The following is a 21255-nucleotide window of genomic DNA, read 5'->3' on the forward strand; positions in this document are numbered from 1 at the left end:
AGTGTTTCATCAAAATTACCAAAGGGATGCTATCGTTTATACGGTCGAGGACGTTTCGTCTGGAGCTGTATGAATACCTTTGTTTTTATCGATTTTTACGACACGGTCATACCGCGCCAGTTCAATATTTTCTTTATCATTTAACCATTCTGGATGAAGTTCCTTTCCTGCCGCCAGGGCGAGATAAGCTGAAGGAATATTTGCACCGGCAGCATGGGAAAGAGCATATCCGCCGCCGAAACGGGGATTAATGTCGATCACATAATAGTCATGGCCGTCATAAAACACGTCTGTATTAATATAACCGACGTGTTTTAAGTTTTCGCCAATCTTTCTTCCGACTTCCATCAACGCTTCGTCCTTCACAGAGATCGCTTTGTCAACGTCGCCCCCGCGCATTTCGAGCTGCTTTAAAGCCAGGGTGGTTAAATAATTCCCCTCTAAGTCATTGACGATATCCACACTGTATTTTTCCCCGTCTACGACCTGCTGAATCACAATATTGTCTTCAGGATCCCGGTCGCTATCATCGGCAATCGGACTGTTTTTGATCGCGTCTACTGCCTGTTTGTAAGCGAACTGCATGTCTTCAACAGTGGAAACGATATTAATACCGACAGAAGCCGACCCATTGCGGGGTTTAACGATCAGCGGCCAGTTGACCTCCTGGTTTTCAATTCCCTTCGCTGCCTCGTCGACCGTCAGATAAGAAATTGGCGCCGCCACACCAAATCTGCCAAGAAGTTCCCGGTATTGATGCTTATCTCTCATCGCTTCTACAGTGGAAGCTTCCGGGGTAAAGACCCCCACGCCCAGCTTCTCAAGCTCATGACGGGATTCAGCAAATTTTATAATTTCCCAGTCATTCAACGGAACAAGCATTTTAATTTCTTCGTCTTCACAAATGGATAGGATCGTATCTAAATAATTTTTATTCGTCTGATGCGGTGTTATATAGGCTCTGTCTGCCTGCTGCAGACTGGGAGCTCCTGCGTCAGGATCTGTAGCAATGACCGACCCCTCAATATTTAATCCATTCATTGATTCCTGGAAAAATTGTACAAAGTCTATCCGGCGTGCGGCCGAAGTCAATAATACATTCATGACAAACCTCCGTTTAAAATATATTGTTTACAGCCTTACGGGCTGATGATATTTCCAACAGCAGTGTTTAAAGGGAAGACATTTATTTATTTCTAAACTTTTCCATTTGCATAAAAAAGAACCGAAAAGGCAGTGGTTACCTTTCCGGCTCATGTTTTGCTTTGCGTCAAAACATTGCTGCCAATGTTATTGCTGTACAACAATAACTATATACCATCTTTTTTCAAGAACTAAACATGTAATAAACGAAGAGGGGGGAGAAGCTTTAGCCTGATATGAATACTAGCTGAATATGCGAAGAATAATATACATAATAAATACAATAACTAATACTGTTACGATAGTTACAGTAGCCTTCATTGTATCACCTGCTTCCTTGTAGGGTTTACCAGCCGTTTGCCAATGGTTAATTTGGCAGCACAGTTTGTACGATGGACTGGAAAAACATCAGATAGTATTTGTATTCGTGCTTGTACGGATGTGGACAATCCAGATGCCAGGGCTTAGCCGGCCCGGTGAAATGGACAATGGCAGGACTGCTGATAGCCTCAATTACTTTTTTGCCGTAACGGTCTGCCGGAAGCTTATCGGTAAACATACTGGTCATCGTATTCCAGCGGGGGTGCAGTTCTTTACGCTGGCTGTATAAAATAGCATTAAGACCGTCCTGGTCATGGTAGTACATTTTGTCTTCATTATTTTTAATAAAAGAAACCACTTTTTCTGTAATACGGCTTTCCCGCCACTGCCGGGCATTTATCATTAAGATACCGGAATTAAAGTAGCCATAGCTGTATGGTATGTCGAGGACACTGCGGCGCTCGACACCGCCAAAATTTTCTGCCGCGGCAAGGACAGCACCATCAAGCTCCTGCTCCCAAAGTGCTGTGACATCTGTTTTTATGATCGCGTCGCAGTCAATATATAAAAATCTCTCTATGGAGGGATCGATAACATGAGGCAGCAGCAGACGGTAATAAGCGGTTTCGGAAATGTGATGGGAATCTTCATGCTCCGCCAAATATATATGGTTAAAAAGGGAACGGTCGATCGTAATAAAATTAATGTTGGTGTGAAAATAGTCAGCGATCTGCCGCAGGTTCTCTTTATTTCCGGCTGAAATTCCTCCGTCAATAATCTGCACGGAGATGCGCCGGGCCTGGCCCGTATTATTTAATAAAGAGATTAGCGTCACGCCCAGACACTCCGCATAGTTATCGTCAGCAGCTGAAGTAACGGTATAGTAATTGCTTTGTTCCATAATATTCCTCCTGTTAAATAAAAAAAGAGCCGAAAAGAGAGAAACTTCTCCCTTTCCGGCTCATGTTCCGCATTTTTTCAAAACATTACTGCCGCTATGACTTTATAATTGTAAATATCTTTCTACTGTTTTTATACCTTATTTATGTTTCCTTTAAACGTGCAGAACAACGTAAAAGAAAAGCCAGCCAAAGTATCGGTATACCGGCCGGCAGATTATCTCTTTTTTTCTGGTTCCAAAGCAAGAATCATATATCCTTTATCCTCTTCAAAATCCCAGTCGGTGAATACATCCGTAATTTTCCGCTGCAAAATTGGCTCCATATGCTCTTCGCCGAATAAACGCCGTTCCATGGGGCGCTTGGCAATTTTAAGCTGCTCCTCAAAGCCGGCTTTGATAAGTTCCTTCTCAATTTCGACAAAAACGCCGAAGCGGTAAATCATTATCGAGCGTTCGTCAATCCAATAGGCCTTTGTATAGTCGGGCTCCTTCTGGCCTTTAATACTCAGATTCACGATTTTTCTTTCAAAGGCCCGCTGGCTGAGGTGGCCGGGCCAGGAAAACTTACCCGACGGTTCTTCATCCAGCACCGCCCAGATCATACCGCTGTGGGCTTCTAAATTCCAATCAAAGTACCATTCTTTAATCGTACCATTTATCATGTCTTCAATATCCGGCTGAATCCGGGGGCAGAAGTCATCCATAATGAATTCCCTGGATTTTGCTACTCGTTGTTCTTCATTTTGCTGTAATAGAATATTTTCCATTGGTCCTAAAAAATCTTTAACATACATTATTAAAAAAGGTCGTTTATAGGAAACGTGAATGTTTACCGGCCCTTTTCCAAAGTGATCCCTCAATGCCTTGCCGGTATAAGCTGCAATCAATTGGGCTTCAGTTTGTTTTTGTTCCATAAAGTCTCCTTTTGTTAAGAAGCGGGGTTCTTCCCAACTAATTACCATTATACTATCAAACGAGCTTTTTAAATACGCATTACCGGATTAATGAAACTAAAGGGCTATGACTGAATTGTATTATTGCACTAGGATTTTTGAAATTATAATAAAGCAATGCTTATTCTAATATATATGCGTTTTCTTTTACTTTAAAGTAACAAAAGCGTAATATATTAAATGGAAGGCACATAGAATGGTGACTTCTCCATAGAAGAACTCTTCCTACGCCGGCAGGAAGAGTTTTTTATACGTTCCAGACGAAGCCAGGGAGTGCGATTCCTGATTTTCTTTATGAAAAACGGTTGGGATTAAGCTTCCATCAGGTCTAAAAATGCCCGCTGAGCCTCATCTTTTGTGCTTTCATTAGCTGCCAGGTTTCCTATGGTGAGAATGCCGACGACCTCGCCATTTTCGTGAACGGGCAGACGGCGGACGCTGTGCTGGGCGATTAACTTCACGGCATCCTGTACATCGGTGTCGGGGTGAAGATCTACAAGGTCTGTTGTCATATAGCTGCTTATTTCTTCGTTGGAGCTGCCGTCTGCCAAGTAGCGGACAACAAGATCACGATCGGTTACGGTACCTACAAGCTTGTTATCAGAAACAATTGGCAGGGCCCCTACCCCTAATTCCTTCATTTTGCCGGCAACCTCCTGTACGCTGTGGCTGCTTTCGCAAACGTCTACTTTGGAATCCATAATTTCTTTTACCTGCATGTGTAACACACCTTTCATCTGATTTTAATAAATAAAGATACTACTTTTTCGTTTTTGATAACCTTAACCTTTATCCATACCTGGAAGAGTGTTGTGCATATAGTCAGGAGCTGACTTCAGCTCAGGCTTGCCGCCATGGGCCTTCGGCTTGGATACATATTCAAAGGAATGGCCATTCGGTGCTTTATCCTTCAGCCAGTTTAGATCGGCACTCTGCTCCCCTTCGGAGAAGTTTAGCAGCTGATGGGAAAATTCGGTTGCTTCCCATTGAGATGGTACTGTGGACGGGGCAGTAAACCCTTCTTTTTGCTCGAGCTCTTTAATGGCGGCAGCCCATTGATTCTGATGCATAGTATCTCTTGCAAGCGCAAAGGAGAGCAATTGACGAACGCCTTTATCCTCAGTCATCTCATAAAGACGGGCGACCTGCAGGCGACCCTGGGATTCTGCGTTAAGATTAGCCCGGAAGTCACTGAGAAGATTGCCGCTGGCTACAATGTAACCGGCATTCCAGGGAACTCCGTTGCTGTCTTTTGGCATAGCGCCAAGACCGGAAACGATGGCATGCTGCGGATTCATATCGCCCATGACTGCCTCAACGACCGGGTTTTTCGCAGCTGCTTCCTGTTCTTCGACTGGAGCGTCGTCAAGCAGCCGGGCGATCATGGTCGCGATCATTTCGATGTGGCCTATTTCTTCCGTCCCAGTGTCCATCAACATGTCTTTATATTGATCGTTCCCGCGAGTATTCCATCCCTGAAACATATACTGCATCGCGACAGAGATTTCCCCGAACTGACCGCCGAGAATCTCCTGCAGTTTTTTGGCGTAGACAGGATCCGGACGATCGGGTTTTGCGTGAAACTGAAGCTCTTTACGGTGAAAAAACATAATTGGTTTCGCTCCTTTTACTCGTTTGGAGTAAGCGTTTTAATCGTTCCCTTCCTCTTTTGCCAGCCGGACCAGGATTCTGGCTAAATGTCTTTGTTCATCCTTATCTGCTACATCCCACATTTCCTGCAGCAGTTTTTCTTCCGGGTTCTCCGGTTCCTGATGTTTATTTAAATAATCTGCTACACGTTCGGCTCCTTTTGCGAGCTGCTCTTCATCAAGGCCCACTTTTTCGCCTTTGTGAATTTTATTTTTAAGATAATCCTGAAAGCGTTGAAAGCTGTTTAGAATATCTTGTTTTTCTTCGTTTGAAAGAGAATCAGCGTGCTGCTCAGCATCTTTTTTTGGTTCTGTCATACTATTTCTCCTTTCAGGATTTAAGAATGAGTTGCTGTCTGGTAAGGATGTCGAAGAACTTTTCGAAGCAAATACTGATGAAACGGATATTCAAACACACCGGCAATCAATGCGACGATCAAAGCTCCCAGTAAGGAAGTGCCTGCGGCCCCTCCAACAGATATACCAACAATCCAAATGACAAGAGCGACAAGAATAAAGTCAATAGTCACAGCGATTGAATTTTTCGTCCGGGGGACGATTATCAGGTCACCGCCGTAGGAAAGCACCGATAACACCACCCCAGTGATAATGGCTGTGGAAACAGAAAATACACCAAAAATAGGGTCCATCACTACCCAGACTACCGCAGTCATAGCCACTAATTTCAGGGCAAAAGCTAAAGCATGCTGCATTTGGTATTTTCACCTCCTTCCATTCAGGATAAAAAAAGAACCAGAAAAGAGAGATGTCCTCTTTTTCTGGTTCATAACACAGCGTGATTCTGGTTATTTTCACCATTCAATATAATGTTCTAGTGATACAATAACCAATTAGTTCTCTGCTCAAACGTTTTTCTTGCATTTACTGCCAGGCTATTTCATGAAAAGCACTACGAACACGTTTTTAGATTGTAATTTTTATTTTTCAGGCCACGTTCGGGCATCGGATCGGAGAATTCTGTACAGTTGTTTGCGCCGGTTTTCGAGTTTAGAAAATTGAAGGCTGGTGTGGCGTGCGGAAAATACTGGAATATTTTCTCTCCGGAGTATTGCTAAATTTGGAACTGGAGGAGCCTTTCCCACCTGAGGAATATAAGAAAAATCCTGAGATTCAATATAGCTTCGGACGCTTGACCTGGCATTGTGGAGCAGCACTCTGTTTGGCCGGGATGGTTCAGGGACGGAAAAAGTCAAAATAGTTAAAGAGTCATCAAATAAAGCAACGGCCCTGGTAAGCGCTTTTTCTTCGTTCGCACTATGATAATAATGCAGAATAGGGTAGGCATTATGCTGGGCTGCTACAGTGCTTAATTGAGAAGCGTAAGTAACAAGAAACAGATCATAATTGGTAAAGTCGCGTCCGTTCCAAGCTTTAGAAACAATAGAGACACTGTCCGGTCCAAGGCCAGTAATACTGTCAGCAAAGGAGCGCTTCTGGTTAAGTGCACTTAATACAGAGATGACGTAGGAGGCGCTCATCGTGATAAACAGCATGCCACTCGCGCTGACAAGAATCGTGAGCACCTGCCAGAGCGGGGAAGAAGGGACAAAATCGCCAATACCGAGAGTGACCATCGTGTAGCCGACAAAATAAATTTGATCACCCCAATCAGTCGATCCGCGGTTTTGAGTATCTGTCAAAGCCGCTTCGCCTCCGACAAAAATCAGCGTCCAGCTGAGCCAGAGAAGGAGGATCCAGGAAAGAAGTGTGGCCGACAATATCAGTGGACCAGACAAACTGAACCAGCGGGACCGGCCCCGGGTAATTTTGCGCCAGGCCAGCCAGCATACAGAAGTCAGGTGCCGGGTAATGGGGCCGGCGCCCCGTTCTACCCAGAAGATCGTCCATATAAGGTCAATGATCGTTAACATCAGCAACAGAATACCAGTAATAAGATAAAAAGGATGCATGTAAACCTCCCTTGTGTAATAAACGTTTAATTTACAGACAATATTTAAATGAAAAGCAAAAAGGCCGGAAAAGGAACTGTTCCTTTTCCGGCCATAACACAGCATTAACTCTGTCTATTTTCCGGGTTTCATAAAAGATATTACTCATATATAGCCATTCAATACTGAAGGTAAACTAAAAATAAAAGAAGCTCTACGGCAAAAAGTGAACATGTGTATTTGTTGTTAATAATGCATATACCTAGTATGATAGAGAAGACGCGTGGTCACAAGTCTGCGTACGAAAAGCATACAAAAACGATTTTACCTATTGATGGTGGTCAACATTCTGGACAAAAGCGCCAGTAATGCACTGCCCGGTAGTATTGTTTTCCCGCCTGATGTTATTCATATTAGAGAAATAATGGACAGCGGGGCAAAAAGACTGTAGAGGAAAAAGCAGGCAGTGCCTGCCTATTTTGGTATGCTTTTAAAAACAGGCGAAGGTTGGTCCAATATTGGCCTGCTGCCACACGGAGCGGAAGTCATCAGACAATTAGCGCTGATGAATAAGCTGCAGGGATATTTTTTCTCTGTGGTTTTTTTGTGTTTTTTAAACCTGTAAAGAGTGAAAATAATCTAGCGTTTCTTATTGAAACAGCGGTTGAAGGGAGGAGAAAGCCGGACGAAAAAGACACATATTCAGAAGAGCAAGTGGCAGTTGAACGCCAAACTGTATAACCATTTGTTTTTCAAAAGGGGCCAGTAAGATGGAAGAGACAAAAAATGAACATGGAGAAATTGCAGGCTACATTGGCAGACTGATCAGAGAAAATTTCGGAAAAGGACCCACGTCTGTCTATGTTACGCTGGAACATCCCTTCCTGGTTATTCATTTACGGGATTTTTTAGCACCAATGGAGGCTATTCTGGTTTCTCAAAATGAGAACAAGCGTGTGGAAGAAACGAGAGATCTCTTATTCGATCAGCTGCAGACGGAAATACGTGCCCAATTGGAGGCTATTGCAGGGATTACTATTCAGGAAATGTACTTTGATTGGGATCTCCATAAAAAAAGAGGGGTTATCCTTGGTATTATGTCCGAAGACACCTCGGAATGCCAGGCCAAGTGGCCGGAGCATTTGAACCACAAGCGTTTCAACGATAAAGTTATTGAATTCAGTGAGTGGGGGCAGAAGGTGCCGGCAACGACAGAGTCTTTCTGGCTGAATGAAAGGACTATTATTATTAAGAGGACAGGCGTGTTTGTTGAAATTGAGAAAGAGCTGATCGCAGCAGGCTATACGAATGAATTAAAAGAAGTAAAGAAGCCGCTGGAGCTGCGGATGATTCACAAAGCAAGCCTGGAAACGTTTATTGATGGCAAAATCACGGAAGTTTTTGTTGCCTGGCATTTCACTGGGGACAAAGGGTACGCTGTACTGATCGTGCAGCCAAAAAAATAATATGTTTCATTTGCTGGCCGGAAAGGTAAATAACCAACGAGCGATAACTAAATAGGACCGGCAGCAACAGACAGTTACAGCTGTCCTGTAAGCCAGAAAAGAGATTTTCTCTTTTTCTGGCTTTTTTTATTGCTTATAACCCAAAAGGAGAGGAGAGGAAAAAATGGCTGAACATTACGCTTCCCACGAAATAATTGAAGTACATGAGCTTCTTCAGGTTAAAGCGGCCGCGACGGCGAAGGCTTCAATGATGCAGGGACTCGCAACAGATAAACAATTAAAGCAGTTGCTTGAAGAAAGTGCAGAAACTTCACAGAAGGCAGTAGAAGAGCTGAGAGATATTTTAAATAAATCAAAGTTATAAAGGAGGAAAAACGATGAGCAGTATTTTAGATAAGCTTGCGAATAAAGACTTGATCAATGATGAAGTAATCGCTACAGATCTGTTAGTCACATCCAAATCGGCTGTACGCACTTATGCTGTTGCTATTACCGAAACGGCAAGCCCGGATGTGCTCGAGGTGCTCAAAAAACAATTGAACGAAGCCATCGATCTTCATCAGAAAATCGCTTCGTTCATGATCGAAAATGAAATGTATCACGCGTACGATATGAAAGAACAGATTGATCATGACTTGAAAAAAGCAGATCTCGCACTTGAAATGCCAACAAAGGGCAGCTGATGCCAACAGCACATAAGCCTGCACCAGGACGTACTGTTCTCTCTGCAGGCTTATGTTTTTTGTGAAATTATCATATTGGGAGAAAGGGCGTACACGTGTGAAAAAAATCAAGCCATATATTTCAGACCTGATAACCGAATTCAAAGAAGACAATGTGCCGTTGCTTGCTGCAGCTCAGGCATATTATTACATTCTTTCTATATTTCCATTGCTTATTTTTGCTTTAACGATTCTGCCATTTTTAAATTTAAATCCTAATTCTGTAGTCAGTTTTATTGGCACGATTGCTCCGTCAGATACTGCCTCTTTATTTGAAGAAAATATTACGACACTGGTACAGGAGCCCCGCGGCATTTTATTTGTAGTCAGTCTGCTGGGGGCGCTCTGGTCTGCCTCCAATGGCATAAATGCATTCATTAAGTCCTCCAATGAAGCGTATGACGTAGAGGAGTCGCGTTCGTTTATTAAGGTGCGCCTGATTGCCATTGCGCTTACGATCTGTATGATTCTCACCATCGTTGTGGCACTGGTGCTTCCGATATTTGGGAACGTCATAATATCCATGGTTAGTTCCATTCTCGGCCTTACGGCACAGACACAAATCTTATTTCAGGTGCTCCGGTGGGCGGTTGCCGTCATAGTTATGACATTAATGCTCCTTTTGCTTTACCGGTTCGCGCCAAATAAAACGTTAAAATGGAAGGAAATCCTGGTCGGCTCTTTAACCGCAGCAATTTTGTGGCAAATTGTATCGCTTGGTTTTTCCTTTTATGTAAGCAACTTTGGAAATTACTCAGCCACATATGGAAGCCTTGGCGGGGTCATTATACTTCTATTATGGTTTTTCCTGACAGGATTAGTGCTTATGATCGGTGCCGAAATGAATGTTATTTTTCATCGCCGGAAAACTGGGACGACCAGAAAAAGAAACAGTGCCCGCGGGTAGCTTTAATATAGGCCTCACCAGAAAGAAAATTAGAGCTGCTATCAGCTGAATAAAAAAATATACTTTATATATGAAGAAATACGTTTAAGGAAAAAATCTTCTGGGAACCTTTATTTATAGAAAACGGGCTAAAGGCTCGATTTCAGTCAGCAGCATACGGATGAAACAATAAGTGAATACAGCAAGGCTGTAATTAGGGGATAAATGCCTACTAATAAGTCGTGAAGGGTCCTGTCCCCTTTCCGGCTTATTTTTTGTATGGTTTTTGGAGAAAAAATCAGGCGATTCCCGTATGAACGGTCTTTGGTGTAGCACTGTATGCAGAAAAGCGCTGGATTTTGAGAATTGAAAAGGAGGCGGTAGTTTTCAGTAACGAAAAAGGAAAACACGAAACTGCACTTGGAAAATTTTCATTAATTATTAACACAGAAAGGATGAAGCATCATGGCAAACAATAACGAAAACAACAACAAAATGACCCGCGAGGAAGCCGGTCAAAAAGGCGGCGAAAAAACGAGCCAGGAACATGGAAAAGAATTTTACGAAGAGATCGGCCAAAAAGGCGGAGAAAATTCTGGTAACGGCAGCAATAGCCAACAATCAAGCTCCAGCCAGAACGAAAATACGATGAGCCGTTCCGAAGCCGGCCAAAAAGGCGGCGAGACCACCAGCGAGGAACACGGTGAAGACTTTTATAAAGACATTGGTCAAAAGGGTGGCGAAACCACCAGTGAAGAACACGATAAAGAATTCTATGAAGAGATCGGTCAAAAAGGCGGAAAAAATTCCGGCAACGGCTCCAATAACAACAGCGACTCCAACAACCGCCGCTAAGCAGTATTGGAGTCGCAATGTTCCCGGTATCAGCTTCCCTACAAGCATGCCGGGAATGACTCTAAATTAACAGATCATTGCCCGAAAAGCAATTTATACACTTGGACTTTAACCAACAAAATAAATTTAAGGAGGATTATTATGGCAAATCAAGAATTTAAAACCGGAGAAAAAGCTCCAGAGAGCGGCACGTATAAAGTAAAAAGCCTTGTGAACGGTAGTAACGCTAGCAGTGATAATACTGAGATTCAACTAAACGAAGGCGACCAGTTCCCACCGTCCCCTTCGGAAAATGAAGCAGCTTACTGGGAGAAATCCTCCTAAGAGCGCTTATTATAGATGAATTATGAACCGGGCAGGAAGCTATAAAAGCTTCCTGTCCGGTTTTTTCGTTATAGAAGGAAAGCGGAATAACTGTCCCTAAAAACCGCCTGCTTTCATGCAAATGTTCATAAACAGCTTCTATTCAAACAAGTGGTTTAGAAGCTGATTAATAAAAATGTGATAATAAAAGAACCACATGGTTCGTTAGTATCGTGAAAGCTGTTTGATTAAATCATTCACGAGATTTTCAAGCACCGCAATTCTTTTTTTCGTATGCATGACAGTCGGCACACGTGAGATTGCCGGTTTTAAGGAAGTAGCTGCTTTAGAACCGGTAACGGTGACCGATTTAGGCACTCCCTGGAATGTGTTCAGGCAAAGTTGGTTAAAGTTTTGCAGGAATTGTTCTGACGCCTCCTCCTGGCTGGTGGCAACATTATGAGAGAGTACCAGTTCCGATTTTTTGTCTACAAACATGCAGATCCACGGATGAACCGGAGAGCCTGAGGGGGAATTACCGAGAGTAACGGACTCCACCTTGAATATCCCTCCGTATAGATGAGTGTTGCGCATGGGAAGCTTCTCTAAGGACGTGTTGTCCGGGGACGCGAAATCTCTGGCAGTTGGCGGGCCTTGAGCACCGGGCTCCATAGAAAACAATGGCTCAAGGCGTACATTATGGACTTTCTCATAGGAATTTCGGATCTCCCCCTCGTCGAATACAGGAATTACATTCGTTTCGGCTCCGTTCAAGGCACGTGGATTGGAGTCAAAATAATCCAGTATCATTGGAATAAGCGGCAGTATATGCAGGAAGGCAAAAAGTTCATGCGCTTTTAAAAACTGTGGGGGTCTTCCTGGCTTAAGCCTTCTGAACGTCGGCCAGTGCTCATGCTCGTAGAAGGCATAGCCGGTCTGAATAATAATGTTATGATCACCCGGCTCTAACTCCTCCAAATCATCAAATGATAAAAACAGTGCCTCCAGTTCATCGGCAGTAAACGATGGGTCGAAAAATTGTCTGTATAACGCCTGTTCTCCTGCAGCCCCGGTGTAGAGTCCCAGCCCGTAGACTTCATTTTCATTTCCGAGCACGCTGGCAATGAAACGCTCTCCGCTTTCCGGAAGCAGGAAGCCGAAAAGGTCGGCAGAGGCAATATCTTTCCAGGGGGCCTCCCAGTCGAACTCACCGGCTGCATCAAGCAGATCCCCCCACTCCGCCAGCGTGGCGAGGTCATTCTCCTTTATTCCGGGAAGCGGCACAAGTTTATCCCAGTCCTCATCCTTCGGAGCACCGGCATTTGCAATAAAGTAAAGTAGGTCGTTTAAGTAATGACGGAACCTCGTCTCGCTGAAATTCCCCTTCGGCGTCCGCCATACCTCGTCAGAAACCTCGGCACGGGGGTTTGGCTTTGTCACGTTTAAACATACAGGAGAAGGGTCGGCAGATTCCCCTGCTATGATTTGCTCGAGCAGAACCTCGTGCTCGTGGTCCTCTCCAAAGTCATATAAATAGGTAATCTTCAGCCCTTCTTTCCATAGCCAGTCAAAGATCGTTTCATGTCGTTCATCGAACACACCTGGTTTTTCTTCGATATCCGGAAAGTCCATGCTCGTAATTTCATATACTGCAGGCCGGTCCGGCGCCATTCGCTGCTTAATCTGCCGGTACTCCTCCTGATCCATGGCACGGGAACTTTTCATTGGCTCAAGAAATTCTTTTTCGAAATGGTGTATCTTTTTCTTGTACTCCTGATGTTTTATATCGCTGCTGTACTGCAGGCGAAAGCTGTGCAGGTGGCTCTGCTCCCATAAAAAAGCTGCCTGAATTAAATTATGCAGATCAAAAAATGTGAACGAAGAAGGAAGTTCAAATCTTCTCCAGACGGGAGGCTTCGTGTCCAGAAGCCGTACCTTTAACTGTAGTTTCAATATAGTCACCTCCTAAAATTGTATCTATAGTCTAGCAGAAAAATTTAAGGAAAAGGAAAAGCTTTTGTTGCGTGATACGATAGAGAAAGCAGCATCATTCTGTATTCATTTTGCCAGCTGAAAGGAGCTTTGGCCTTGATTGTCTATGAAGCAAATAAACAAGAATTTCTTGAGGATGTTTTTCACGATGAACTGGTTACCAACATATGCAGCAATTATACGTCTAAGGTCGGTAAAATTAACCAATCAGAGGTAAGGTCCTGGGATAATTCGATGCAGTACATGTACCGGGTGCTGATGGATGACGAGATTCCGGACAATGCCGGAGTCGCTATTGAATTTAAAATTCCGTATACGTCAAAACGGGTGGACTTTTTAATATCGGGCAAAAATAACAACGACCCCGCTATCGTGATTGTTGAGCTGAAGCAGTGGAGCAAAGCGGAAAAAATTACGGGGAAAGAAGCGATCGTTAAAACGGCAATGGGAGGCGGACTAGTGGAAACAACTCATCCTTCCTATCAGGCCTGGTCATATGCGTCTCTGATTAAAGATTATAACGAAAATGTACAAAAGGACCGTATTGAACTGCATCCGTGCGCGTATTTACATAACTACCTGCTGCAGCCGGAAAATGAACCGCTCACCGATGATGTCTACACCTATTACGTGGACCAGGCTCCTGTATTTGCAAAGGGAGGGGCCGGCAAGCTCCGCGCGTTTATTAAACAATACCTGACGCATGGGGATAACAAGGAAAATATCTACAAAATCGAAAAGGGGAAAATTCGCCCGTCGAAATCGCTTCAGGATACGCTGAACAGCATGCTTGCGGGGAACGATGAATTTCTAATGATTGATGACCAGAAGGTCGTATACGAAACAGCGCTGCAGCTCGCAGAAGAAGCCAAACGCACGAATACCAAGCAGGTGCTCGTCGTTGAAGGCGGCCCGGGAACGGGGAAATCGGTACTTGCGGTTAACCTGCTGGTGGAGCTGACCAACAGAAATCAAACTGTCCAGTATGTAACGAAAAATTCAGCGCCGCGAAACGTGTATGCCAATAAACTAAAACAGGATTACCGTAAAACCCATATTGATAATTTATTTAAGGGGTCAGGCAGCTATGTGGGCCGGCCGAAGGATGAACTAGATGTGCTGGTCGTAGATGAAGCCCACCGCTTAAATGAAAAGTCCGGTTTGTTTCAAAATCTCGGAGAAAACCAGATGAAAGAAATCATCCATACATCGAAGCTGGCAGTATTTTTCATGGATGAGCACCAGCGGGTCACCTTAAAGGACGCGGGAAAGACGAAGGAAATCGAAGCATTCACTGAGCAGGCAGGAGGCGCCCTGCACCGGATGAAGCTAGCTTCCCAGTTCCGCTGCAACGGCTCCGACGGATACCTGGCCTGGGTAGATGATACGCTCGGTATCCGGGAAACAGCCAATGAACATTTCATGGGAAACGATTACGATTTTCGAGTATTCAGTGATCCGAATGCCTTGTACGAAACGATTGCTTCGTTGAATGAGCAAAATAACAAAGCAAGGCTTGTCGCCGGATACTGCTGGGAGTGGCCTAAAAAAGAGCGGGCTTACTCGAACGCGCACGACATTACACTTCCCGAGCATAGCTTTGGCATCAGCTGGAATCTCGACACCTCCAATACGTGGGCCATTGATGCAGGATCAGTCACAGAAGCGGGATGTATTCACACGTGCCAGGGGCTCGAATTCGATTACGTAGGCGTCATTATCGGGAATGACCTCGTGTACCGGGACGGCGAAGTACAGACTGATTATACGAAACGGGCCAAAACCGATCAGTCGCTGCGCGGGATCAAAAAGCTGATGAAGGAGGAGCCGGAAAAAGCCGGAAAGCTTGCCGACGAAATTATCCGGAACACCTACCGGACATTAATGACGAGAGGACAGAAAGGGTGCTTTATCTACTGCACGGATAAGGAGCTTGAGCGGTATTTTAAAGAACGGCTGGCGCTCACGGAGCACGGGTACAAGCCGGAGAGCTTTTTCAAAAAGGACCTGGAGGTAGCTGAAAACTATTCCGACTATGAATAACACTAAAAAGTATCCCTTCGCCCTGGTAAAAGGCAGAGGGATACTTTTAATTTTTCAATGCCTCTCTTTTTCTGATCCATTTAAACAGCCACCGAAGTATTGGAGGCACGGCTATAAATATGAACAGAATGCGAAACAGCTGGTAGCAGATGACAATGGAAATGTCGGCGTTTACCTCCCGGCCGATAATGCCCATCTGGTCCATGCCGCCGGGAGCTAGGCTTAACAAGGCAGTAGCAGGAGAAACATGGTGCATGTGCTCCAAAATCAGACTGAGACTGAATGCCCCGGCGATCAGAACGACTCCGCCCGTTATGGTCAGTGCTCCAATTCTTGCTTTATGCTGAAGCTGTTCGGGCCGGAGCAGCAGACCGAAGTAGGTACCAATCAACAGCTGGGCTCCGTTCATTATGACAACCGGGAGGGCTGGCGCCTGCAATCCGGCAAGCGTAACACCAATCATCACAAGCATAGGAGCGAGCATATAGGACGTGGGAAGCCGGAGCTTTTGTCCGGTCCAGGCCGCGGCGAGGCAGAGGCCAAGAAACAGAAGCGCTGAAGGAAAAGGGCCGTCCCAGGAGTCTGCTGCCTGCACAGAGCTTCCCCCGGACGCCGCATTTCCGTCTGTAAATAACGGACTCACCGCAAGCACGGGCACTAAAAACATTATTAAAATAATCCGGGTCACCTGCATAAAGGTCACAATCGTAATATCAATCTGCTTTTCTTCTTCCGCAAGAGTCACCATCTGCGACAGACCGCCCGGAATGCTCCCGGTCAAAGCCGTAGGCAGGGAAACCCCGGAAAGAGAAGCAAACCCAAAGGCCATCAATCCGGAAAACAAAAGAAGCAGCATCGTCAGTCCAATCATCATCGGCAGCTGGGAGCCGATCTGGTAAAAGGTTTCCATCGTAAACGCCAGGCCGATCGTATAGCCGACAATTATTAACCCGGTATTTCGAAAAGACTGTGGCCAGTACATCTGCGCGTGGGGCAGCTTCGAAAGAAATAATACGACCGCCATCGGCCCGAGCAGCCACGGTACAGGAATGTTCAGTAAGGAAAAGAAGAAGCCACCGGTGCAGGCAGCGGCTGCAGTAACAAAAAGGCGCAGCCAGGCCGGCTGCACACATGTAGAGTCAGAAAACATACAAAGACCTTCTTTATTGATTAGTAGCATAGATTAAAGTGATTGTAGCATAAAAACCACCAGGCTTCGAAGATAACATGGTACGATAGAAAATAATGGAATTCATAAAAAGGGGAGATATTATGGCGGAACATAATAAAGAACTGGATTTTTATACGACAAAAAAGTACCTTCGCAAGCAGACGCTCGCCACCATTCTGGATCAATTCGATGACCGTCTGATGAATCTGAACAAAACCCGCCGCAAGGCGAAATACGTCAAGATGAAGCAGGACCCCTACAGCTTCTTTCGGGGGAGTGCGTATTTGTTTTACTACGATGTAGTTAACATTCCGTTCCGGCATCATACACCAGAAGACAGGCCGACCTGGATTATGGGCGACATGCATATGGAGAACTTCAGCAGCTTCCAGAATGAAAATGGAGAAATTGTTTTTGATGTAGATGATTTTGACGAGGGCTATCTTGGTTCTTATCTGTATGATGTGCTCCGTATGGTGGTCAGTATCCGGCTGTTTGCCATGCAGCAGGGATTTAACGATGAGGAGCGGGATGCTTTCGTACGAACGTATTTAAATGCCTACTATAAGCGACTAAAACAATTCAAAAAAGGAAAAAAAGATCCGGTCAAAACGCAGTTTACTTCAAAAAATACAAAGCAGCCAATCAAAAAGACGCTCGAAAAGCTTGAGGACCGAAAAGCTACTCACGAGCTCGACAAGCAGACTTTCGTTAATGACAGTGGCGATCATGTATTTGAACGGGAAAAATCAAAACTCGATTCAGTGACTGACAACGAGTACCAGGAAATAATAAAAATCTGGGATCAGTATTTAGGCAGTCTGGCAGAGGAAAGCTACCAGAGCGAAGAGCATTATGAAATTAAAGATATAGTGAAAAAAACAGGAGCCGGCATCGGGTCCACCGGTCTTAAGCGCTTTTACATTTTGATTGAAGGCGGAGAGGACCATGTTATTTTGGAAGCAAAGGAAGCGCGTACGCCGATTCCGGCTTACTTTTTTCCATATGAAGAAACGTTCTGGAAGACAAATAAGCACCAGGGTAAGCGGGTGATCAAAACCCAGCGGGCGATGCACCATCTGGCTGACCCTTATTTAGGCTACTTCACGCTTCAGCATCGTGACTACTATGTGCGGGAACGGTCACCGTACGATAAAGATTTAAAGAGCAAGCATTTGGAGAAGCCGAAACGGATGCACCGCACGGTGAAAACAATGGGGAAAATATCAGCAAAGGTTCATGCCCGGGCGGACGTTGATATTGCTCAGGGACTGCTTGATTATCACAGCGAGAATGAAATATTAAAGTCCATTGGAGATGACAAAGAAATTTTTATTGAGGAAATGGTGACATGGTCAAGGTTTTACAAAGAGCGGGTAGAAGAGGATTATGAGCTCTTTCTTGAATGGCTAAAGGAAAGCTTCGAATAATGAGAAACCAACGGTGCCGGCGGAAAAGCCGGCATTTTTTGTTCACAAATAGCAGGGGACTAAAGGCAGGTGCGCTGAAAAAGCGGTTTTTTATATGGCTGAGTATGAAAAAATTTTCATATTAAACGAGTGAATTAGAAGACAATGGGTAATAATGATGGTAAAGTAAGACTAAAGAACTATAAAATTTATGAAAAAGGACTAAGTATATTTTTTTATTATTAAGAAAAAAATTGTACTGTCTGAAGTTTTGCGGCTGAGGGAGGGCTGGCTCATGAGTGGACAAAATAAAGAAGTGCAGTTATATCATGCGACGATCAAGTATGGTGTATACATTGCCTTTGCTATTCATATGGTGTGGCTCGTGGGGTTTTGGCGGCTGCAATTCGAGACGATGGCTGCTGTGAATGTGATTAGCTGCCTTGTATATGTAATTGCCTACTTTCTGATGAAAAAAAGGAAATATGTAACATGTTTTTTCCTTGTGCTTACAGAGGTCATGGCTCATGCCGTCGTTGCTACGACAGTGCTTGGATGGGAGACGGGATTTCATTACTACATGATTGTTACTGCCTACGTGCTTTTCTTTTTTCCACAAATCCGAGGGGTGAAGGCTACGGCTTTTGTAATTATTATAATTTTGTATATGGGGGTTTATAGACTGACTGTAAACGTGCCCCCTCTGGAAAATGATATTGCGGCTTTCGTTTTCCCGGAAGCGAATATGATAGGGGCGCTTTGTATTATAGCGCTGCTCGGCTCGATTTTTCGTAATAATTTTGATCAAATGATCGAAAACCTGCATCAAATGAACCGGCAGCTTGAACATATGGCAGCAACTGATGCACTCACCGGGCTTTTTACGAGGCGGAAGATGTATGAACTTATGTCTGAAAAAATGGAAAAGAACAATTTCTTTTATATTATGATGATCGATATCGACTATTTTAAATCGATTAATGACCAATACGGGCATGCGGTAGGAGACGCAGCTATTATACATGTCTCCGAAGTTATTACTGCAAACCTGAAGGGTAAAAATTTTGTCTCCCGATGGGGTGGAGAAGAGTTTTTGGCAGCAGCAGAGGTTTCAGGTGTTGAAGAGGCTGAAAGGCTGGCAGAGACTGTGAAAGAGGAGATGAATATAAATGTACTGCACCACTGCGGTGAAGCAGTGCCGGTAACGGTATCGATCGGGATAGCGAAATGGGAAGAAGGCAGAAACATCGAAGAGGTGATTAATCAGGCGGACCGGGCGTTATATAATGCGAAGCAAAAGGGACGGAACCGTACTACGATACATGAAGTGGTGGAAACTTAATAATAGCTCTTCAGCTTAAAAAAGCTGGAGAGTTTTTTTATTAAAAGCGGTCCGGAATGAAAAAAGGGAGTATGATAAAGGAAAGTGGAGCGGCCGTTTTCTTAAAAAACTACAGTGAAAGGGGACACAAGGATGGGCAATAAAAATAAGGCCGGCAGGTATACCACGCCAGGAGACCGGGAAGTGACGGTATTTGTTATAGGGATGAGAATTAATAAATGGCGGGCCGTGCATAAGTGGCTTCCGGTGCTGCTTTCGATGCCCCCGATGATCAAAGAATTATCCATGCACAAAGAGCTGGGATGCCTGGGCATGCAAAGCTATATTCAATTTCCGACAACGATGATGATCCAGTACTGGCATTCCAAGGAGGAATTATTTGCATATGCGAAGGCGCCAAAGCATTTAAAGGCATGGCGGACATTTAACAAAAGAACAAAAGGAAACAGTGCGGTCGGTATTTATCATGAAACATATATAGTACCCAAAGGGGCTTACGAATCGATTTATGTGAACATGCCGCCCTTCGGTCTCGGCAAAGCGCTTGGCACTGAGCCAGTAACCAAAGTGACCAGTACAGCCAATGAACGAATAGAAAGGGAGCAATGAAAACAAACTGACCTAGTAAAAAATAAAATCCAGGCAGGGACTAGGACTAAACTCGTGTTATGACGTATAATAAATAACAGCATCATCCCTATAGGAAACAATCAGGGTAACTTCAACAAAAAGTGAGCAGATGATATGAAAAAATTATGGATCGCCCTGACGCTTCTTATTGCAGGGGGTATTACAGTCGGAGTATTAATCTTTTCGGAATGCACACAGGCGGCTGCCACCTCTTGTCTTTATGTAGCAACGGACGGGGATGACAGTAATGACGGCAGCAAGTCGGCACCACTGCAGACGTTGAATGCAGCCTCTGAACAGGCGGAGCCTGGAACAACCGTCTATGTCAGAGGGGGGACGTACGAAGAACCGTTGGAGGTCTCGCAAAGCGGCAGCGCCTCGAGCCCGGTTACATTTGAAGCATATGAAGACGAAGACGTAATTTTAAGCGGTGAAGAAATGGAAGACGAAGCAGGTATAACAGCAATGATTCATATCGAAGAACAGAATCATATTACCATTCGTGGGTTCACCATTCAAAATTTATCGACAGAGCTTAACAACGAAACACCGGTAGGTATTTTCGTGCATGACAGCGCTGAAGGAATTACGCTCGATAATAATCACATCCGTGGTATTGAAACGAATGCAGACAGCGGTAACGCCCACGGTATCGCAGTATATGGCCGGGAAGCGATCACCGATGTCGAAATTATTAACAACACGGTGGAAAACCTTGTGCTCGGCTCAAGCGAAGCAGTCGTTTTAAATGGAAATGTGGAAGATTTTACGATTGCATCAAATACAGTACGCCATAACGATAACATTGGAATTGACATGATCGGGTACGAGGATGTTGGAGATGACCCGGAGCTTGATTACACCCGGAATGGAACAGTGGAAAACAATACCGTCTACGACAACTCTTCATACGGCAATCCAGCGTACGGAGAGGGGGATGTTTATGCCGCGGGTGGAATCTATGTAGACGGCGGCAGCGACATTGATATTCAAAACAATACGGTATACAGAAATGACCTGGGTATTGAAGCGACCTCGGAGCAGGACGGGGAACAGGCAGATAATATCCGGATTACCGGGAACACGGTCTATGAGAATATTTTTACCGGTGTTTCCATCGGCGGATATGATGAAAAACGGGGTGGGACGAAGGACAGCACGATTACAGAAAATATTATATACCGCAATGATACAAACGACTTGGACGGCGGGCAGCTGCTGCTGCAGAATGACACGGAAAACAACAGAATTGAAAATAATATATTAACAGCAGGAAGCTCGCGTGTGTTTGTAGCTAATTATTTTGAAGACAATACTAATAACGAATTTGACCAGAATGTGTATCACCGGGAAAAGGGCAAAGAAGGTATTTGGATCTGGGAAAACGAGCAGGTGACTACGCTGAATGAATTTCAGTCCCTGATCGGAAGTAATAATGATTCCCGTTACGTGAATCCGCAGTACAAAAACGCCTCTAATTACAATTTTGAATTGGCCCAGGACTCCCCTGCACGTGACGTTATTGAATAAAAAAAGCCGGACGGATAACTGCTATCCTT

General features: G+C 44.5%; 21 protein-coding genes. 11 read left to right on the forward strand and 10 right to left on the reverse strand.

Annotated features, from left to right (window positions below):
- Window positions 1-36 precede the first annotated feature (36 nt).
- The 8 genes from G548_RS18070 to G548_RS0111755 form a co-directional block, all read right to left on the reverse strand.
- Complete coding sequence (locus tag G548_RS18070) at window positions 37-1104, reverse strand: ATP-grasp domain-containing protein (protein WP_022794345.1); 1068 nt, start codon at window positions 1102-1104, stop codon at window positions 37-39.
- Between the two features lie 406 nt (window positions 1105-1510).
- Window positions 1511-2365 (reverse strand): glycosyltransferase family 8 protein, encoded by an 855-nt coding sequence (locus G548_RS0111725; RefSeq protein WP_022794346.1) that lies wholly within the window; start codon window positions 2363-2365, stop codon window positions 1511-1513.
- Window positions 2366-2580: 215 nt separating this feature from the next.
- Window positions 2581-3279 (reverse strand): Na-translocating system protein MpsC family protein, encoded by a 699-nt coding sequence (locus tag G548_RS0111730; RefSeq protein ID WP_022794347.1) that lies wholly within the window; start codon window positions 3277-3279, stop codon window positions 2581-2583.
- A 350-nt stretch (window positions 3280-3629) separates the two neighbouring features.
- Window positions 3630-4037 (reverse strand): CBS domain-containing protein, encoded by a 408-nt coding sequence (locus tag G548_RS0111735; RefSeq protein WP_022794348.1) that lies wholly within the window; start codon window positions 4035-4037, stop codon window positions 3630-3632.
- A 63-nt stretch (window positions 4038-4100) separates the two neighbouring features.
- Window positions 4101-4928, reverse strand: coding sequence for a manganese catalase (locus G548_RS0111740; protein WP_022794349.1), 828 nt, complete (start codon window positions 4926-4928; stop codon window positions 4101-4103).
- A gap of 39 nt (window positions 4929-4967) precedes the next feature.
- Window positions 4968-5285: a DUF3243 domain-containing protein gene (locus tag G548_RS0111745; protein ID WP_022794350.1), complete on the reverse strand. Its 318-nt coding sequence runs from the start codon at window positions 5283-5285 to the stop codon at window positions 4968-4970.
- Between the two features lie 20 nt (window positions 5286-5305).
- Entirely contained in the window at window positions 5306-5680 is a 375-nt protein-coding gene (locus tag G548_RS0111750; protein WP_022794351.1) for a DUF2512 family protein, read from the reverse strand.
- A 225-nt stretch (window positions 5681-5905) separates the two neighbouring features.
- Window positions 5906-6898, reverse strand: coding sequence for a potassium channel family protein (locus G548_RS0111755; RefSeq protein WP_022794352.1), 993 nt, complete (start codon window positions 6896-6898; stop codon window positions 5906-5908).
- 749 nt (window positions 6899-7647) lie between these two features.
- Here G548_RS0111755 and G548_RS0111765 point away from each other — a divergent pair.
- The 6 genes from G548_RS0111765 to G548_RS0111790 all read left to right on the forward strand — a co-directional run bounded on the left by G548_RS0111765 (window position 7648) and on the right by G548_RS0111790 (window position 11130).
- Window positions 7648-8343, forward strand: a complete 696-nt coding sequence (locus G548_RS0111765) for a Na-translocating system protein MpsC family protein (protein ID WP_022794354.1) — start codon at window positions 7648-7650, stop codon at window positions 8341-8343.
- A 163-nt stretch (window positions 8344-8506) separates the two neighbouring features.
- Window positions 8507-8707, forward strand: a complete 201-nt coding sequence (locus G548_RS0111770; RefSeq protein WP_022794355.1) for a hypothetical protein — start codon at window positions 8507-8509, stop codon at window positions 8705-8707.
- Between the two features lie 13 nt (window positions 8708-8720).
- The gene (locus G548_RS0111775) at window positions 8721-9026 is read left to right on the forward strand and encodes a spore coat protein (protein WP_022794356.1); all 306 of its coding nucleotides are present in this window, start codon (window positions 8721-8723) and stop codon (window positions 9024-9026) included.
- Window positions 9027-9123: 97 nt separating this feature from the next.
- Window positions 9124-9972 carry a YihY/virulence factor BrkB family protein gene (locus tag G548_RS0111780; RefSeq protein WP_027847382.1) on the forward strand — a complete coding sequence of 283 codons (849 nt, stop codon included), beginning with the start codon at window positions 9124-9126 and terminating at the stop codon, window positions 9970-9972.
- Between the two features lie 444 nt (window positions 9973-10416).
- Window positions 10417-10806, forward strand: a complete 390-nt coding sequence (locus G548_RS0111785) for a KGG domain-containing protein (RefSeq protein ID WP_022794358.1) — start codon at window positions 10417-10419, stop codon at window positions 10804-10806.
- 141 nt (window positions 10807-10947) lie between these two features.
- Window positions 10948-11130 (forward strand): YjzC family protein, encoded by a 183-nt coding sequence (locus tag G548_RS0111790; RefSeq protein ID WP_022794359.1) that lies wholly within the window; start codon window positions 10948-10950, stop codon window positions 11128-11130.
- Window positions 11131-11334: 204 nt separating this feature from the next.
- Here G548_RS0111790 and G548_RS0111795 read toward each other — a convergent pair whose 3' ends face one another.
- Complete coding sequence (locus G548_RS0111795; protein ID WP_022794360.1) at window positions 11335-13062, reverse strand: plasmid pRiA4b ORF-3 family protein; 1728 nt, start codon at window positions 13060-13062, stop codon at window positions 11335-11337.
- A 135-nt stretch (window positions 13063-13197) separates the two neighbouring features.
- Here G548_RS0111795 and G548_RS0111800 point away from each other — a divergent pair, with 135 nt between their 5' ends.
- A complete protein-coding gene (locus G548_RS0111800; protein WP_022794361.1) occupies window positions 13198-15144 on the forward strand; it encodes a DUF2075 domain-containing protein in 1947 nt (648 codons plus the stop codon).
- Window positions 15145-15190: 46 nt separating this feature from the next.
- On the opposite strand, the gene G548_RS0111805 is transcribed toward G548_RS0111800, so the two are convergent.
- On the reverse strand, window positions 15191-16294 hold the full coding sequence (locus G548_RS0111805; RefSeq protein WP_022794362.1) for an AbrB family transcriptional regulator: 1104 nt from the start codon (window positions 16292-16294) through the stop codon (window positions 15191-15193).
- A gap of 122 nt (window positions 16295-16416) precedes the next feature.
- Here G548_RS0111805 and G548_RS0111810 point away from each other — a divergent pair, with 122 nt between their 5' ends.
- The 4 genes from G548_RS0111810 (at window position 16417) to G548_RS0111825 (ending at window position 21226) form a co-directional block, all read left to right on the forward strand.
- Window positions 16417-17745, forward strand: coding sequence for a DUF2252 domain-containing protein (locus G548_RS0111810; RefSeq protein ID WP_022794363.1), 1329 nt, complete (start codon window positions 16417-16419; stop codon window positions 17743-17745).
- 274 nt (window positions 17746-18019) lie between these two features.
- The gene (locus G548_RS0111815) at window positions 18020-19066 is read left to right on the forward strand and encodes a GGDEF domain-containing protein (protein ID WP_022794364.1); all 1047 of its coding nucleotides are present in this window, start codon (window positions 18020-18022) and stop codon (window positions 19064-19066) included.
- Window positions 19067-19198: 132 nt separating this feature from the next.
- Window positions 19199-19675 carry a DUF4188 domain-containing protein gene (locus G548_RS0111820; RefSeq protein WP_022794365.1) on the forward strand — a complete coding sequence of 159 codons (477 nt, stop codon included), beginning with the start codon at window positions 19199-19201 and terminating at the stop codon, window positions 19673-19675.
- Window positions 19676-19810: 135 nt separating this feature from the next.
- Window positions 19811-21226, forward strand: coding sequence for a right-handed parallel beta-helix repeat-containing protein (locus G548_RS0111825; protein WP_022794366.1), 1416 nt, complete (start codon window positions 19811-19813; stop codon window positions 21224-21226).
- The last annotated feature ends 29 nt before the right edge of the window (window positions 21227-21255 follow it).

This window comes from Marinococcus halotolerans DSM 16375 (genome assembly GCF_000420725.1).
In the GTDB taxonomy this organism is placed as follows: domain Bacteria; phylum Bacillota; class Bacilli; order Bacillales; family Marinococcaceae; genus Marinococcus; species Marinococcus halotolerans.